Genomic DNA, 16,023 nt, shown 5'->3' with positions numbered 1-16,023 from the left:
TCTGCCGTCTTCAGACGGTGAAATATTTTGCACGCGGATTCAGCATCACGAGCGCTGATGTCGACTGTTCAGGGTGCAACTGATAGCCGTCCGAAAGCGACACGCCGATGCGTTCGGCATCCAGCATTTTCAGGATCGGTTCCTGATCCTCAAGCCGCGGGCAGGCGGGATAGCCGAAAGAGTAGCGAGAGCCGCGATAGGACTGCGACAGCAGCTTTTCCATGTCGCGGTTGTCGTCGCCCGCGAAGCCCAGTTCGGCGCGGATGCGCTTGTGGGTGTATTCCGCCATCGCTTCCGCCATCTCGACCGACAGGCCGTGCAGGTACAGATAGTCCTGGTAGCGGTTGTCCTCGAACCACACCCGCGCCAGATCGGACGCTTTCTGCCCGACCGTTACGACCTGAAGCCCGATCACATCGCGGACGTCATCGCTGATGTCCCGCACGAAGTCAGCGATGCACTCGCCGTCATCCTTGGGCTGGCGCGGCATGGCAAACCGTGCGGCTTCCGTCCTGCCGTCCTCTTCGAACAGCACGAGATCGTTCCCGTCACCCGCAGCTTTCCAGTACCCATAGATCGCCTGCGGCTTGATGATGTCCTGCTCCGCACTTAGCGCCAGCATCCGCTTGAGCACAGGGCGCAGTTCGATCTTGGCGTATTCCATGAACTCGTCGAGCGAGCGGCCCTGTTTCCGGAAGCCCCACTGAAACTGGTACAGCGACCGCTCATTGAGAAACGGCAGAACCGCATTCGGCGCCGCTTCCAGAACGCGTGCACCCCAGAAGGGCGGTGTAATGACAGGCTCGGAACCTGAAATGCGCTCACGCCGCGCCTTTGCGGCTTCACGGTCCACCTCACCAAAACCCCGCGTCTCTGCGATTTCCGGTGCGCGTTCCGTCTTTCGGCTCGCTTGGCTGGCGCGGCGCGTCTGGATGGCGCCCAGATAACTGTCGATTTCGTTGTTGGCGATCTTGTCCATCAGGCCCAGACCGTCGAACGCATCGCGCGCATAGGCCACACGTCCCGGCTCGCCTGCGCCATAGGAGCGGGCGCATTCTTCCTCGACGTAATTGCGTGTCAGGGCCGCACCGCCGAGAATGACCGGAACGTCAAATCCCTGACGATGCATTTCGGCAAGATTTTCGCGCATGATGACCGTGGACTTCACCAGAAGCCCGGACATGCCCAGCGCATCGGCCTTGTGTTCCTTCACGGCTGCGATCATGTCCGCGAGGGGCACCTTGATGCCCAGATTGATGACCTGATAGCCGTTATTGGTCAGGATGATGTCCACGAGGTTCTTGCCGATATCGTGCACGTCACCCTTGACAGTCGCGAGCACCATCGTGCCGCGATGCTGGCCTTCCGTACGCTCCATATGCGGCTCAAGCCAGGCGACGGCAGTCTTCATCGTCTCGGCAGACTGCAATACGAACGGAAGCTGCATCTTGCCCGAGCCAAACAGCTCGCCCACGACCTTCATGCCGTCCAGCAGGACATTGTTGATGATGTCCAGCGCGGGCATTTCCGCCATCGCGTCTTCCAGATCCTGCTCGATGCCCTTGCGGTCACCATCGACAATCCGGTTCTTCAGGCGCCCTGCCGGCGTGTCCGCACGGCGCTTTTTCACGGCATCGGCGGCTTTGCGTCCGGCGAACAGTTCCAGAAGTTTCTGAAGCGGATCGTAGTCCTCGGTACGGCGGTCGAAGATCAGGTCTTCCGCGACCTTGACCTCTTCAGCTGCGATCAGATGCAGGGGACGGATTTTGGACACATGCACGATCGCGCCCGTCATGCCCGCCTTGACGGCATGGTCGAGAAATACCGAATTCAACACCGCACGCGCGGCCGGGTTCAGGCCGAAGGAGATGTTCGACAGGCCGAGAATGATCTGGATGTCGGGGAATTTGTCGCGGATCAGCTTGATGCCCTCAAGCGTCCACTGCCCCAGCTTGCGGTCGTCTTCAACGCCCGTCGCGATGGTGAAGGTCAGCGGGTCGATCATCAGGTCGGATTGCGGCAAGCCGTACTGGGTGCAGGCGAAATCGACCAGACGTTCGGCGATGCGCAGCTTGTCCTGCGGCTCCTTCGCCATGCCGACTTCGTCGATCGTGAGCGCAATCATCGCTGCGCCGAATTTTCGCGCCAGCTTCATGCGGGCATGTGCCTGCTCTTCACCGTCCTCGAAATTGATCGAGTTGATGATCGGCTTGCCGCCATGCCGCTTGAGTGCGGCTTCAATGACGGGGGTTTCGGTGGAATCAATCACCAGCGGCGCATTCACGGAAGATGTGAAACGCGTGACGACCTCGTTCATTTCCCGGACTTCATCGCGTCCGACGAACGCCGTGCAGATATCAAGCGCGTTGGAACCCTCGGCGGCCTGTTCGCGCCCGATGGCGACGCAGCCGTCCCAGTCATTGGCTTCCTGAAGTTCTCGCCATTTCTTGGAGCCGTTGGCGTTGCAGCGCTCGCCGATGGAGAAATAGCTGTTCTCCTGACGCAGTGGCGTTTGCGTATAGAGGCTGGAGACCGACGGCATCCAGACCGTACTGCGCTTGACCGGGGTGGGGCGCAGTTTCGTGCCGCCAAGGCGACGCAGCATCCCGTCCAGCGCCTGAATATGCGGCGTGGATGTGCCGCAGCAGCCGCCGATCAGGTTCAGCCCGTCTTCCTGAACGAAGCGCTCCATCCAGGCGGCCATTTCCTCGGGGCTGAGCGGATAGACAGTCTTGCCGTCCACAAGCTCGGGCAGACCGGCATTGGGCTGCATGGAAATGAGACCGGGCCAGTTTTCCGACAGCCAGCGGACATGCTCGCCCATTTCCTGCGGGCCGGTCGCGCAGTTCAGGCCGAGCGAGGGGACGTCCAGCGCTTGAACGGTCGTGGCAGCCGCGGCGATATCGGGGCCGACCAGCAGCGTGCCCGTGGTCTCGACCGTGACCTGCACGAAAATCGGCGCATCCGAACCCAGTTCGATCCGAGCAATCTTGGCAGCATTCACGGCCGCCTTGATCTGAAGCGTGTCCTGACATGTCTCGATCAGAAACCCGTCCACGCCGCCATCGATCAGACCGCGGCACTGTTCGACCAGACCGGCTTCCAGATCATCATAGGCAATGTTGCCCAGCGTCGGCAGTTTCGTACCCGGCCCGATGGATCCCATGACGTAGCGGTGCCGTCCGTCGGAGAACGTTTCGGCCGCCTCACGGGCCAGCGTCGCAGCCGTACGGTTGATTTCCCGTGTGCGGTCCTGCAGCCCGAACTCCGCCAGCGTGACAATGGAGCCGCCGAACGTGTTCGTTTCCACCATATCCGCCCCGGCCTCGAAATAGCCGCGATGGATTTCACGGACGAGTTCCGGACGCGAAAGGTTCAGGATTTCCGTACAGTTTTCCTGTCCCCAGTAATCGCGCTCGACTTCGAGATCCAGCATCTGCACCCGGGACCCCATACCGCCATCACAGAGCAGGACCTGATCGGTGAGGGCGTCAAGCAGATGGGGGCGTGAAGACATGGGCAGCAGGCTCTGTAGCTGGAAAGGACGGGAGGCGGGTTCGGGAACCCGCGATCAAGGCAGCGCCTCCATACGCAGCGAGAGGCAGGGACGGTGTAGCAAAACGCCTGCGCGGCGGCAAAGAGTCGGGGATATGAAAATCGGAATACGAAAATGCTGCTTGGATGTGCCGCGCCTGCTACAGAGGACGGAATGACCTCGTCCCGCACGTCTTTGATTCCCTTGAGCATCCTGTCCGGACCATGTTCATGGTCGCAAGAGCGCAGACGTCACGCGTTGCTGATCGGCACTGCATCCCCTGAGGAGACATGGGGCGATGTCGCCGACATTCCAGCACCGTCGCCGTTCAGGAACCGTCATGCCACGGGATGCCTGTGTTGTAGCCGCGCTCCGGTGGTCATGATTCTGGCGCAGGTTTTTCAGGAGCGGGTGACGGGCAGGCGTCCGTTTTTTCAGGAAGTGGCGGTTCTGACCGCGCCGCAGGAGATGTCGTCGCTCCGACAGCAACTGGAAAATGACGTGCTGATCCGGGCGCGTTATCAGCTTATATCCTGAAGTGCTGGTTTTCGCCCGCTGGAACGGTTCAGCACATCGGGTGTATGCTCGTTATGGACTTCGAGATAACTGGACGGCATGACAACAGACGTACAACAGGATGGCGAACAGGACGGACCGCTGCGGCAGCGCAAGAAGGACCGTACCCATGCCGCGCTGGTGCGCGAGGCCATGCGCCTGTTTTCGACTTATGGTTATGAAGAAACATCCGTCGACGAAATCGCAGAAGCCGCGAAGATTTCACGCCGGACGCTGTTTCGTTACTTTCCTGGTAAGGCGGACATTATTCTCGCCTGGACCCACGGTGTCACCACGATCCTGACCGACGCCATTCGCGCCGTGCCGCTCGATGTTCCTTTACAAGATGCCGTACTGGCAGGACTGGTGCCGGTCGTCGCCTGTTATTCGTCCGACCGGATGGATGCCTATGCCGTCGTCAGGCTGGTGGAGCAGACGCCCACACTGCGTGACATGGCACTACGCCGGTATTCCGAATGGGAGGAGACCCTCGCCTCAGCCCTGATTGCCCGGTTGCCCGCGACGGAAATGCCGTCCCTCGTGGCCCGTTTGCTGGCCCGGACGGCGATTGCGACGTTCCGCACAGCTTTGGATGAATGGGTCAAAACCGAAGGTCGCTCAGATCTGGAAACCATCCTGCGCCGGACCTTCACGCTTCAGCCCCTGCTGTGGCAGAACGATTTTCCGATGAGTTCAGGCTGAACCTCGCTCAGAGGTCCAGTTCGATGCTGAAATGGTATGTCCGCGGCAGACCGGCCACGGCGGAGTTCGTAGCATTGCTGACGCCGTTGATGCTGGACGGATAGACGGACGCCCAGTAGCTCTGGTTCGTCACGTTATTCACACCAAAGCGAAACACCAGCGGCTGGCCATAGGCATGTGTCGCATACCGTGCGCCCAGATCCAGCGTGACGTAAGACGGCGCGAAGGTCGTATTGTAAACATTGGCAGCGCGACGGCCCATGTAATGAACATTCGCGTTGACGGCTGCGCCTTTAAGGAACGGCAGGCGATAATCCAGCAGCGCATTCGCCATCAGTGGCGGGACGCCCACAACCTGCTTGTTGGCTGTCAGCGACGAACCTGTGCCCAGCATCTGCGCGTCCAGCCATGTCATGCCACCAAGAAATGTCAGGTTATCGGTGATGTTGCCCGATGCCTGAAATTCGGCGCCATAATTCCGCTGTGTGCCGTAATTGGCATAGACTTTCGTGACCGGATCTGTGAAGGCGAACGGACGGGACATGCGGAAACCGGCAATATTGACCTGTATGCGCTTGGCAATCAGGATTTTATAGCCGACTTCATATTCTTCCGAGCGCAGCGGCGCCGTGACGTCATTCACGTTGACCGACCCCACGGGTGCGGTCGTTCCCGCCTGAAGCGAGCGCCCCCATGTGAAATACAACGTCTGGCTGTCCGTTGGCTTGTACATCAGGCTCGTCATCGGGCTGAAGGCGGCCGAACGGGTGTAGCTGGATGTTTTGGTGCCGGTCTTGGCGTAGTTGTTCGTGCTCAGCCAGCTCCAGGCGAGGGAGCCCATGATCGACCAGTGTTTGCCCAGCGAAATGGTATCGCCCGCCAGCAGCGACTGGTTCATCGTATCAGCGGATTTGTAGCGACCGGAATAATAAGGCTGCACGCTTGAGAAGCTCTTGGGGTGGCCGATCGTTGCTTCACCCAGCGTAATGGTGCCAGTGGAAGAAGTGGGGTTGTAGTTCCCCATCATATAACCGTTCGTCCCGAGTTCGATCTGGTGTCGTAGCGGTCCAGTGCGGAATTTACCGTTCAAATAGGCCATGTTGCTGCCCGCGACGAAATCATTGGCCGTGAGGGCTGCTGAAATCGTCTGGCGGTAGAGGCCTGAGGAATTGAGGAGCTGGTTGGACGTGCTGAAGACGTTGCGCGCCGCATTCTGCCACAGTCCGCCGAGCTTGAGACTCCAGTTGTCATTGAAATTATGGATGATTTTGGCCATGGCCGTATCGGTTTCCATATTGTAGCCCGCCTGCGGCTGGCCATAACCTTTCTGGCTTAGATCCGGTGCCTGAGGCAGCTGGATCGCGGTGCTGTAGGCGAAACCGCCCGGATAGCCGCGCTCGGCATAGGTGTACTGGCTGGCATCAAGCTGGATGACGGTCTTGTCCGAGAGGTGAATGTCGAAATCGCCGCTGACGAGATCGCGCCGCAGATGCGAACCTTCGACATAGCCTTCGCCGTTCTGGTTCAGCAGGTTCAGGCGGTAACCGAACCATTTGTTCTTGCCGACGCGTCCTGAAACATCCGCGCTTTCCAGCGGAGAGCCGATGGAATCCGTTCCTACAACGAAACGTTCGGTCATGCGGTCTGTCGGGCGCTTGAGCGTGAAGTCGAACGTACCCGCCGGGTTCTGGGGTCCGTAAAGCGCACCTGCCAGACCGTTCAGAACCTGAAGGCTGTCAAACTGCTCGGCGGCGTAGGGGGTGGTGATGACCATGTTCAACCCGTCCATGCGGGTGTTGGCAATCACATCGCCCTCGAAGCCGCGGGACTGCGGGCGGCTGGTGTTCGGATCGCCGCGCATTTCAAGCTGTGCGGACGGCACATACGCCACGAGATCGTTGATGTTGCGGCTCTGCTGGTTCACCAGCACATCATGCGGAACAACCATGATGGACATCGGCGTATCCAGCACGGAACGCGTGCCGAGCGGCCCCAAAGCTACGTCTTTGTTCAGATAATCCGCAGCGGTGCCAGAGCCGTTGCGGCTGCGAACTGTGATGGTTTCGGCTTTGGGCGCTCGCAATCCGGCAAGAGATACTGGTGCGGGGACGGCTGTTTTGGTTTTGGAGGGTGGTTGTGTCTCCGCTGCGAAAGCGGGCATACTGCTCAGGACAGATCCGGAAAAAAGACAAAGCAGCAGGCGTGCGGATTTCATGAGCGATCCTGATCAGTCGGTATGGGTAGGCTGAAGTCTCCTGTCCACATTATGGCACTGAGTGTCAAAATGATTCGCCAATTTTAGCGCTGATATGCGGTACGTTTCGCCACGACTGTTTCTCTAAAGACACAGACACGAACAGCCAGCCTGAACACAAAAAAACGAATCTGGTTTTCATTCTAGTCAGAAAATGAGGCCATCCAGCGTTCGGTAAAACCGGATGGAATTTATATTTCCTATGATTTCTCGTTGATGTTACCTTAAAAATTAAGTACTTTTTAAGTATTACAGTTGGATATTGTTTATGAAAGTTTTTGTGCAGCTTGCGTACGGTTTTGGAGGAAAAACCTGGCGAGAGAGTTGGAAAGCAGGCCGTATTCTGGGGCTGAACGAGGAGCAGGCTTATGGCTATTCCCGAGTTGCTTCAGACGACGTAAAAATCGTCTATTCAGAAGACCAGCACGAAAATCTATTTCAGAAATTATTACGTTATAGTGTGCGAGCCATATTCGGTTTCGATTTCGTCCACGCATGGCGCAATCGCAAACAAATGCTCGCGGCTGATGTGGTCTGGACACATACAGAATCGCAGACTTTGTCTGTTCTTCTGCTTTTTCGAATTCTGAAACCTGTACACAGACCGAAAATTCTTGGGCAGGTCGTCTGGTTGATGGATCGGTGGCGCAAACAGCCTTTCTGGAGACGGTGGTTCTTTCGGTTTCTTATGCAACATCTCGATCTGTTGACGGTCCATTCAGTCTGCAATCTGGAAGACGGACAGCGCCTGTTTCCAAATCTGTGGATCGAGCAGGTGCGTTTCGGTATCCGAGCAGATGATATGAAGCCTGCTCGCAAAACCTGCCAAGGCAAAAAGCTCAAGGTTCTTTCGCTTGGCAACGACGAGCATAGAGACTGGAAAACCTTCTGTGCTGCTGCAAAGGCATTACCGGATGTTGAATTCAGTATTGCGAGCAGTGCCCGCGCTGCATTTGAGGCATCGAAGAATATTTCAAACGTCACACTTGTGCGTGCGAAAGATAATGTCGAGTTGATTGGTCTTTACTCTGAGGCTGATATCGTTGTTGTTCCTCTCCAATCCAATCGACATGCTTCTGGAATCACAGTGGTAGAGGAAGCCATTATTCTTGGGGTCCCGGTCATTTCTTCAGACTGTGGTGGGCTGACGGATTATTTCGACTCAGATTCCGTGCTTTATGTGCCGACGAAGAATCCGAAAGCGCTTGCGGAGGCGATTTCTGCTGTGCGTGCCGACCCGTCTGGCGCTTTGCAAAGGACTGAAACTGCTCAGGAGCGCGTAAAAAATACCATTAATTCCGTGCAATATGCCCGGAAGCATGTGGAGCTTTCAAAAGAACTTCTAGACGCTTAATCTTTGGTTTCCATGGGGATATTCTCACGTGAGTGGAAACCACCTCATGGCAGCACTACTGCTCTTTACCCTGCAAGTCGTTCCAGGCGCGCGGTGTGGTCCGACAGGTCTGTTCTCTCGGGTGTGACAAGCAGGTCTTCCGAAAGGCATCCTGCGTCATCAAGCGCATGTTTCGTTTCTCTCAGGCGGGGGAGGTCAACGAGCGTGTTGATCGGTTCCGCCATGATATATTCCAGCGTGCGTTCGCTTTCCGAAAGGGCGGACTGGGTGTTGGCAATGGCCTCTGCGCGCGCTTGAGGCGTGAAGGCCTGAGACTGTCTTTGAAGGGCTTGCGCCAGCTTGCGCAGAACTTCTCCAATTCTGTCCCGGGCGGTCGCCGGCCAGAAGCTCGTGAACATGGCATAGGTGATGAAATTGCCCAGCATGATCCCTATGATTCGGTCTCGTGCAGTTTCCATATCGCTGGTGGGCCCGAAGCCTTTCAGATCCGATAAGTAAAAGGCGAGACCGATCTGAAATCCCGCATAGGCAATGCGCTCATCGCCGGTTTTGACCCATGCTGCGAGCAGGGACACCACGAAAATCAGAATCAGAAAACCGGTGATTCCATCCAGTTGAGGCATGACGAAAATGATGGAGCCAATGCCAATCGCGCCACCCACAAGTGCTCCTGAGATACGCAGAGTCAGCTTGGAAACCATTTCCCCCATCGTCGGTAGTGCAACGATGAAACAGGTGATGATGCAGGTGTGGATGCCGGGCCAGTCCAGTACCATGAACGCCAGATAGCTCAGCATCACCCCTGCCGTGCCTTTGACTGCAAAACGCACATGCTCGGGGTTGCTGAAGGCGTCGTCTGCAAAGAAGCCGGATTTTTTCTCTTTTGGAGCAGTTTTTTCATCTTCCGCGGATGGCGTCGCGAAATCCGGCAGCATATCGGCTAGGGCGGCACCTGCGGGGGAGGCTGAACTGACGGCCGGCCTTTCGATAGCGGCAGGATAGTCACCATCCGCGAAAATGGCAGCCATTTTTTCAAGAGTTTCTATCAGGCAGACTGCGTCTTCGGTTGATATTCCGTTTCGACTGGCTTCATCGGCAAGGGCGAGGACAGCCACGCTGCTCCTGGCGGACTGTCTGAGACAGGCTAGATCCTTGGCTGCCCAGATTTTTTCCAGGCTGGCCATCTTCGCAGACTTCATCATGTCTGTCGTACCGCTACGCAGCATGTCCGTTGCCTGCTCGTGGGTGCGATCATCTGCGCCGCGCAACAGACGACATGCCATGCGGAGACGGGCCGCAATATCATCGGTCAGCACCCTGCGGGGAGACGGGCAGATCAGCAGACCGAGTATGATCATGACGGCGCCCGGCATAGCCAGGAACAGATCCGTATAGAGAATAGCCCGCGTGATGACTTCCCCGACCGGGACCTGGTCAATCACGACCAGTCCGAACACCGTAATCAGGCCGAACATATAGGCGACGGGTTTAAGTTTACTGGCTGATCCCAGAAAGAAAAACCCGAACGACAGGAGGGCGATCACGATCACCAGTTCCATCGCATGATCCAGCGTGATCTTGATCAGGCCATAGATAAGCAGGAGCAGGAACACCACCACGATGTTCACCAGAACTCCGACGAGAGCATTGGTGACGCGGTCCTTTTGCCACAGCGCCATCGTCACGAGTGCTGGAACTCCCAGATCGGGAACCTGCCAGATTTCTCCGACCAGAACGGTGGTCGTGCAGCCAGCCGCCATGCGCAGCGCATAGCCCATACGCCCCGGAGCCGGGTCCCATATCAGACGCCAGATCCGCGCCAGCCCGAGTGTGCGCAGGGGCGAGGTGGACTGGATCACCTCCCTTGTCGGGGCGTCCGGAGAAGGGGAGGTTTCAGGGACAGGCAGCGCCATGCCGGACCTCGACTGTCGCGGTGGCGCCGAGCCGCAGCAGAAGCGGGTTTGCCTTCTCCAGCCGGATACGGACCGGGAAACGCTGCGCCACATGCACCCAGTCCATCTGTCGTGGCACGAGGGGAAGCGAACGGGCGATCCCGGAGGAATCCATCGAAAGAACACCCCAGCCGATACTCTGGACATGACCTCGGATCGGTGTGTTCCGATCAATCATGGAGTGAACTGTCACGCAATCCCCAACCCCTACGGCCTCAAGATCGCCTTCCCGGATATTCGCCATCGCATACCACTCATTGTCCGCGATCAGCGTAAACAAAGACTGTGAGGGCGCCAGAACCTCACCGACCTTGACGCGCAGGCTCGTGACATACCCGTCCGCAGGAGCAATGACCGTGGTCTGCCGCAGTTCATACCGGATGCGGTCGTACGCTGCCTGACTCGCATCGCGTGCGGCGATCGAACTTTTCAGATCGCCAATCGCAGTTGTGGCCGCTGTGGACTGGATGCGGGACTGAGCCAGCGAGATTTCAGCGTCATGCAGGGCGACGCGGGCCTGATCGTATTGCTGCCAGGGGATATAGGATTTTCCCGCCAGAGGCTGAAGCCGCTCTACTGTCCGTGCTGCCAGATCCCGGTTGGTCTGGGCGCGGGAGACCTGATCGCCGGCCGTGGCGGCATTGGATGTCTTGACGCTGAGCAGACGCGTCTGGTTCTCCACTTCCGCATTGGCCAGATCCAGATTGGCTTTCGCCTGTCGAAGCGTCAGTTCATAAGGTTCGGGGTCGATCTGGTACAGCGCATCGCCTTTGTGCACACGCTGGTTGACCGATACGTTCAGTGCTTTGAGGCGTCCTCCCACAACCGAAGCGATATGCACCACTTCTGCATCGATGATGCCGCTATCGGAGGAGGGATGCGCACTGTCCTCATGAGAGACGTGGATGCCAAAAGCGGTGGCCGCTCCCACACACAGGACCGCGATGATGATGCCGACTGGTTTTTTGCTGGAGACAGGGATGCGCTGCACGATCAGGGTCCGAATACCAGCGTCCACACCGTGAGTGCGGCGATGACGCCGAGGGCGACATAGGTGAAGAGACGAAAGCTGAGCAGCGCATCAAGCCCTGTCAGCAGAAAGAGGACACGCAGGCCGACAGCCGTTGCAACGCCGATCAGGGCACAGGCCATCCAGCCTGGGAAATAGGCTCCCATGATCGGAAAGGCCGGAGCGCCGCGAAGAGTGCATCCGCCCGTCAGGAGAAAAGCGGGGCCGGAAATGCAGGATCGGAGGCGGGCAGGTCGCATTGGGGACAGGACACTTTCGCGCGGCCATCAGGAGGCGTGAAGCCTATCACATTCATTTGTGAAAGGCACAGTCCTGTCGACCCGGTATGGAAGTCGAGCCAAGAAAACTTCTGCTTCTGCAAAAAGTTGCACAGAGAAGAAACGAATCCGGATTTGGGCCGGGCAATGATGCTCTGATGCTTCATTGCGGCGGATCTTCCGGCTGATCTGCTTGAAGGGTGTTGAGGCATCCGATAAGCAAGCTTGAAAAATCTTCCTTATTCTCCAGCTCCCGGCCTAATGGACATGACCTTGCGGACGCCTCTGATCCTTTCTTTCGGCAGTATCAATATTGATCTGACGGCCCGCAGCCAGCGGCTTCCCCGACCGGGAGAAACCGTTCACGCCGACAGTTATGCGATCGGACTGGGCGGGAAGGGCAGTAATCAGGCCGCCGCTGCTGCGAGGTTGGCGCAAGCGCTCGACGTGGATGTTGCTCTCGCCGGGCGTGTGGGGCGTGATGCTTTTGGGGCACAGGCGCGGGCCAGCCTTGAGGGTTTCGGTGTGGATCTGTCTCCGCTGCATGATGATCCTGATCATCCGACTGGCATTGCCCTGATCGGGATCGATGCATCGGCGGAGAACTGCATCACCGTCGCTGGTGGGGCAAATATGGCGGTGGACGAAACGGATGTCAGAGCGGCATCGCCCTGGTTGGACAGGGCAGCGGTTCTGCTGCTTCAGCTGGAAATTCCGCAGACAGTCGTTTTGGCTGCTGCACACCGGACGAAGCGCGCGGGCGGTTTCGTCGTGCTCGATCCGGCCCCTGCGCCCGAACACGGGCTTCTCGATGCTTTGTGGACCGAGGTCGATATCATTACGCCGAATGAAAGCGAAACGTTCAGCCTCACCGGCATACGGCCTACAACCATTGAAGAGGCCAAGAAGGCCGCAGAAGCTCTGTTGGCGAAAGGTGTTCGCGCCGTTCTGGTGAAGATGGGAGCGAAAGGCGTGTTCTGGCACGATGGAACATCATCAGGCCATATTCCACCATTTCAGGTAACTCCGATCGATACCGTGGCTGCCGGAGACTGCTTTAATGCAGGGCTGGCGGTTGCACTGGCCCGCGGAGAGAGCCTGCCGGAAGCGGCCCGGGTTGCTTCCGCTTGTGGGGCTTTGGCCACGACCCGCCGGGGCGCCGCAGACGCCGCGCCGGAATGGAGTGAGGTCGCGGCGCTTATTCAGCAGTAAGTCACTCTTTCAGCGTGGCCCTGGTCCATATCCGGGAGGAGGTGGCGGGGGCGGTCCTGGAGGTGGTGCCATCACATTGGCGCTGACAACCCCCGCAATCAGACCCGTTGCCAGAGCTGTCAGCAGGAACTGATTTCCATAACGTGTCCAGTAATAGCCGGGCGGCGGGGCATATAGACCACGATAGCTGCGCCAGTTATTGACAGCCCAGCGATTACCACGGGGACCATCATAACGGTCTCCACGACGCCACACCCGGTCCGGACTACCGCGCCGCCCGCCTTCGCGATAATCGCCATTCCTTCCCGGACCGCCATGCCATCCGGGTCCACCCTGAGGGCCGGAATTTCGCGGATCGGCGGAAGCGAGCGGGGCTGCGGCAAGGAGGCAACCGGCCATCAGTCCTGCGAATACTCTTGTCTTCATAACTCACCTTCAGGCCCGATTGTTTCATTCCGAGCACGTACGGTCTTAGGTAAGTCTTCTGACATGGCCGGAATATGGCTTTTGGGGCACGATCTGTAACGGCTTGTAATGTTTCGGATTTTCTTTGCCGTTTCCGTAATAAAGGGTCTTGCAGAGTGTAACGGGCTTTCCGTGTGCGTAAATGTGCGCTTATGTTCGTTTTCTTACATTCCGCGCCTGGATATTCCATTATGCCTCACGATCCACCCTCCACCAGCCCAAGACAGGACCAGATCGTGCGTCTGGTTCGCAGTCAGGGCTATATGGCCAATGAAGAGATGGCGCAGCATTTCAGCGTTGCGGTTCAGACCATTCGCCGTGATGTGACCCATCTTGCGGAGCTTGGTCTGCTGTGCCGCCATCACGGGGGTGCAACGCCAGTCTCTACGGTTGAAAATCTGGATTATGACGCACGCCAGATCCTCAATTCCTCTGCCAAGGATGCGATCGGACGTTATGCGGCGGCCCTGATTCCCGATCGTTCGTCTCTATTCATCAATATCGGCACAACGACGGAAGCCTTTGCACGCTCTCTGACAAGCCATCGGGATCTGCGGATTGTGACGAATAACCTGCATGTGGCGTCTCTTGTCTCTGGGCGACCGGATTTTCATACCATCATTGCGGGCGGACAGTTGCGTCCGCAGGACGGCGCCATTCTCGGTGCCACGGCCATCGAAACCCTGTCTTCGTTTCGCACGGAATTCGGCGTGATCGGGATCAGCGGGATTGAGGAAGATGGCACGTTGCTGGATTTCGATCTGGAGGAAATCCAGTGCGCACGGACAATTATCCGGAACTCGCGCCGTGTTCTGCTGTTGGCCGATCATACGAAGTTCACGCGTCACCCGCTGGGTAGGGTAGGGGATCTGCGGGATATCGATGACCTGATCACGGACCGTCCGGTCTCCGACTCCTTTCAGCGGCTTTTGGATACTGCGGGTGTCACGCTGCATGTGGCTGAAAATAACGAATAACGCAGCGTCTTCTAACACTATTGCGTTACGAATCACATAAACCCCTTTCTTTATCGCTCAACATGCTCCAAAACGAACATCGACCGCTCGTTTTGGAGCGTGATGACAGGAGATTATGATGTCATCGATTCATGAGGTTTCATCTGCGGCCAATCCGGCCGCGCCCTACGACCTTCTGGTTGTGGGCGGCGGGATCAATGGCTGCGGAATTGCGAGAGATGCCGCGGGCAGGGGGGCGAATGTGCTTCTCGTCGAGCAGGATGATCTTGCAAGCCATACATCGTCCGCCAGCACTAAGCTTATTCATGGTGGCCTGCGCTATCTCGAATATTACGAGTTTCGGCTGGTCCGCGAGGCCCTGATGGAGCGTGAGCGTCTGCTGAAGATCGCACCGCACATCATTTGGCCGATGCGCTTCGTTCTGCCGCACTCGAAAATGCTGCGTCCGGCCTGGCTCCTGCGTACGGGACTGTTCCTGTACGACCATCTGTGCCCGAACATGACGCTTCCCAAAACGAAGGCTCTGAACCTGCGGTCTGCCCCGGCGGGCAAGCCGCTGCGTTCGGACTATGTGCGCGGTTTTGAATATTCGGATGGCTGGGTGCAGGACAGTCGGCTCGTGGTTCTCAACGCCATGGATGCCGTGCGCGTGGGTGCGAACGTCCAGACCCGCACACGTCTCGTCAAGGCTGTTCGCGGCCCGCAAGTCTGGACCGCCACGCTCGAAAACACCCAGACGGGTGAGCAGCGCACGGTTCAGGCAAAGGCGCTTGTGAATGCCGCGGGCCCGTGGGTGGCCGAACTTCTTCAGGACCGCCTGAACGTGCCAAGCCGCAATAAGGTACGTCTGGTCAAAGGCAGCCACATCGTGGTTCCGCGCGTCTTTGAGGGTTCGCAGGCCTACATCTTCCAGAACCCGGACAAGCGGATCGTTTTCGCCATTCCCTACGAGAAGGATTTCACCCTGATCGGCACCACGGATGTTCCGTGGGAGAAGGACCCGGGGACGGTCAATATTTCGCCTGATGAAATCAGTTATCTGTGCGAGAGCGTAAACCGCTATTTCACGAAAACCGTTAGCCCCGATGACGTCGTCTGGACCTATGCTGGCGTGCGCCCGCTCTATGACGACAATTCGGGCAATGCCTCGGCCGTGACGCGTGATTATGTGCTGGATGTGGACGCGACAGCCGCGCCGATCCTGTCCGTTTTCGGTGGCAAGATCACGACGTTCCGCAAACTGGCCGAACATGCCGTCGAGAAGCTCGCGCCGCATCTTCCCGTCCTGCACAAGCCGGGCTGGACGGATGGCACCCCGCTTCCCGGCGGAGAGTTCGCGCCAAAGGATTTCGACGCACAGCTTCGTCGCTTCCGGGGATACGCACCGCATCTGTCCGAGCGCAGTTCATGGCGCCTGATGCGCAATTACGGGCTCCGGGCTTTCGAAATCGCTACTGCCGATGCCGAGGGCATGGGCCAGATGTTCGGCGATACGCTCAGCGCGCGGGAAGTGGATTACCTGATCGACAACGAATGGGCCCGTACTGCCGAGGACATCCTGTGGCGTCGTTCACGGCTTGGCCTGTTCGTCAACGACGCTGATCGCGCGGTCCTTCAGACCTATGTCGAGGGCCGCCTGCCAGCGGTCGTCGCCTCTGTTTCCAATACCGATCCGGTCGCGCGCCAGAACGTCGCCTGACCTCATTTGCTTCATTTTCATGGCGGATATC

Annotated in this window: 12 protein-coding genes; 6 read left to right on the top strand and 6 right to left on the bottom strand. The window is 58.0% G+C overall.

Annotated elements, in window-relative coordinates; all coding sequences use genetic code 11:
* Positions 1 to 10: 10 nt before the first annotated feature.
* On the bottom strand, positions 11 to 3,517 hold the full coding sequence (gene metH / locus HKD21_RS07530) for a methionine synthase (protein ID WP_194255081.1): 3,507 nt from the start codon (positions 3,515 to 3,517) through the stop codon (positions 11 to 13).
* A 192-nt stretch (positions 3,518 to 3,709) separates the two neighbouring features.
* On the opposite strand from metH, the gene HKD21_RS07525 reads away from it, so the two are divergent.
* Entirely contained in the window at positions 3,710 to 4,072 is a 363-nt protein-coding gene (locus HKD21_RS07525; protein ID WP_194255080.1) for a hypothetical protein, read from the top strand.
* A gap of 78 nt (positions 4,073 to 4,150) precedes the next feature.
* On the top strand, positions 4,151 to 4,792 hold the full coding sequence (locus tag HKD21_RS07520) for a TetR family transcriptional regulator (RefSeq protein WP_194255079.1): 642 nt from the start codon (positions 4,151 to 4,153) through the stop codon (positions 4,790 to 4,792).
* 7 nt (positions 4,793 to 4,799) lie between these two features.
* Here the strand turns inward: HKD21_RS07520 and HKD21_RS07515 are convergent, their stop codons facing one another.
* Positions 4,800 to 7,007 (bottom strand): TonB-dependent receptor, encoded by a 2,208-nt coding sequence (locus HKD21_RS07515; RefSeq protein ID WP_194255078.1) that lies wholly within the window; start codon positions 7,005 to 7,007, stop codon positions 4,800 to 4,802.
* A 307-nt stretch (positions 7,008 to 7,314) separates the two neighbouring features.
* On the opposite strand from HKD21_RS07515, the gene HKD21_RS07510 reads away from it, so the two are divergent.
* Positions 7,315 to 8,400: a glycosyltransferase family 4 protein gene (locus HKD21_RS07510; RefSeq protein WP_194255077.1), complete on the top strand. Its 1,086-nt coding sequence runs from the start codon at positions 7,315 to 7,317 to the stop codon at positions 8,398 to 8,400.
* Between the two features lie 65 nt (positions 8,401 to 8,465).
* On the opposite strand, the gene HKD21_RS07505 is transcribed toward HKD21_RS07510, so the two are convergent.
* Genes HKD21_RS07505 through HKD21_RS07495 form a run of 3 tightly spaced genes read right to left on the bottom strand, consistent with a single transcriptional unit; the run spans position 8,466 to position 11,621 of the window.
* Positions 8,466 to 10,313 (bottom strand): FUSC family protein, encoded by a 1,848-nt coding sequence (locus tag HKD21_RS07505; RefSeq protein ID WP_194255076.1) that lies wholly within the window; start codon positions 10,311 to 10,313, stop codon positions 8,466 to 8,468.
* Positions 10,294 to 11,343 (bottom strand): multidrug transporter subunit MdtN, encoded by a 1,050-nt coding sequence (gene mdtN, locus HKD21_RS07500; protein ID WP_194255074.1) that lies wholly within the window; start codon positions 11,341 to 11,343, stop codon positions 10,294 to 10,296. The genes HKD21_RS07505 and mdtN overlap by 20 nt, the downstream gene beginning before the upstream one ends.
* Before the next feature lie 2 nt (positions 11,344 to 11,345).
* Entirely contained in the window at positions 11,346 to 11,621 is a 276-nt protein-coding gene (locus HKD21_RS07495; protein ID WP_077802577.1) for a YtcA family lipoprotein, read from the bottom strand.
* Between the two features lie 285 nt (positions 11,622 to 11,906).
* Here HKD21_RS07495 and rbsK point away from each other — a divergent pair, with 285 nt between their 5' ends.
* The gene (rbsK, locus tag HKD21_RS07490; protein ID WP_194255072.1) at positions 11,907 to 12,851 is read left to right on the top strand and encodes a ribokinase; all 945 of its coding nucleotides are present in this window, start codon (positions 11,907 to 11,909) and stop codon (positions 12,849 to 12,851) included.
* A gap of 9 nt (positions 12,852 to 12,860) precedes the next feature.
* On the opposite strand, the gene HKD21_RS07485 is transcribed toward rbsK, so the two are convergent.
* Positions 12,861 to 13,250, bottom strand: coding sequence for an RcnB family protein (locus HKD21_RS07485; RefSeq protein WP_407646546.1), 390 nt, complete (start codon positions 13,248 to 13,250; stop codon positions 12,861 to 12,863).
* A gap of 257 nt (positions 13,251 to 13,507) precedes the next feature.
* Between HKD21_RS07485 and HKD21_RS07480 the strand changes: the two genes are divergently transcribed.
* Positions 13,508 to 14,293, top strand: a complete 786-nt coding sequence (locus HKD21_RS07480; protein WP_194255068.1) for a DeoR/GlpR family DNA-binding transcription regulator — start codon at positions 13,508 to 13,510, stop codon at positions 14,291 to 14,293.
* Between the two features lie 118 nt (positions 14,294 to 14,411).
* Complete coding sequence (glpD, locus tag HKD21_RS07475) at positions 14,412 to 15,992, top strand: glycerol-3-phosphate dehydrogenase (RefSeq protein WP_194255066.1); 1,581 nt, start codon at positions 14,412 to 14,414, stop codon at positions 15,990 to 15,992.
* The last annotated feature ends 31 nt before the right edge of the window (positions 15,993 to 16,023 follow it).

The organism is Gluconobacter cerevisiae (assembly GCF_015244675.1).
Classification (GTDB): domain Bacteria; phylum Pseudomonadota; class Alphaproteobacteria; order Acetobacterales; family Acetobacteraceae; genus Gluconobacter; species Gluconobacter cerevisiae.
This window is presented reverse-complemented; position numbering and strand designations above follow the sequence as displayed.

Coding starts and splice junctions, on each gene's coding strand:
- metH (WP_194255081.1), bottom strand. CDS start 3,517: ATGTCTTCACGCCCCCATCTGCTTGACGCCCTCACCGATCAGGTCCTG.
- glpD (WP_194255066.1), top strand. CDS start 14,412: ATGTCATCGATTCATGAGGTTTCATCTGCGGCCAATCCGGCCGCGCCC.
- HKD21_RS07525 (WP_194255080.1), top strand. CDS start 3,710: ATGACCTCGTCCCGCACGTCTTTGATTCCCTTGAGCATCCTGTCCGGA.
- HKD21_RS07485 (WP_407646546.1), bottom strand. CDS start 13,250: ATGGCCGGTTGCCTCCTTGCCGCAGCCCCGCTCGCTTCCGCCGATCCG.
- rbsK (WP_194255072.1), top strand. CDS start 11,907: ATGACCTTGCGGACGCCTCTGATCCTTTCTTTCGGCAGTATCAATATT.
- HKD21_RS07520 (WP_194255079.1), top strand. CDS start 4,151: ATGACAACAGACGTACAACAGGATGGCGAACAGGACGGACCGCTGCGG.
- HKD21_RS07480 (WP_194255068.1), top strand. CDS start 13,508: ATGCCTCACGATCCACCCTCCACCAGCCCAAGACAGGACCAGATCGTG.
- HKD21_RS07495 (WP_077802577.1), bottom strand. CDS start 11,621: ATGCGACCTGCCCGCCTCCGATCCTGCATTTCCGGCCCCGCTTTTCTC.
- HKD21_RS07510 (WP_194255077.1), top strand. CDS start 7,315: ATGAAAGTTTTTGTGCAGCTTGCGTACGGTTTTGGAGGAAAAACCTGG.
- HKD21_RS07515 (WP_194255078.1), bottom strand. CDS start 7,007: ATGAAATCCGCACGCCTGCTGCTTTGTCTTTTTTCCGGATCTGTCCTG.
- HKD21_RS07505 (WP_194255076.1), bottom strand. CDS start 10,313: ATGGCGCTGCCTGTCCCTGAAACCTCCCCTTCTCCGGACGCCCCGACA.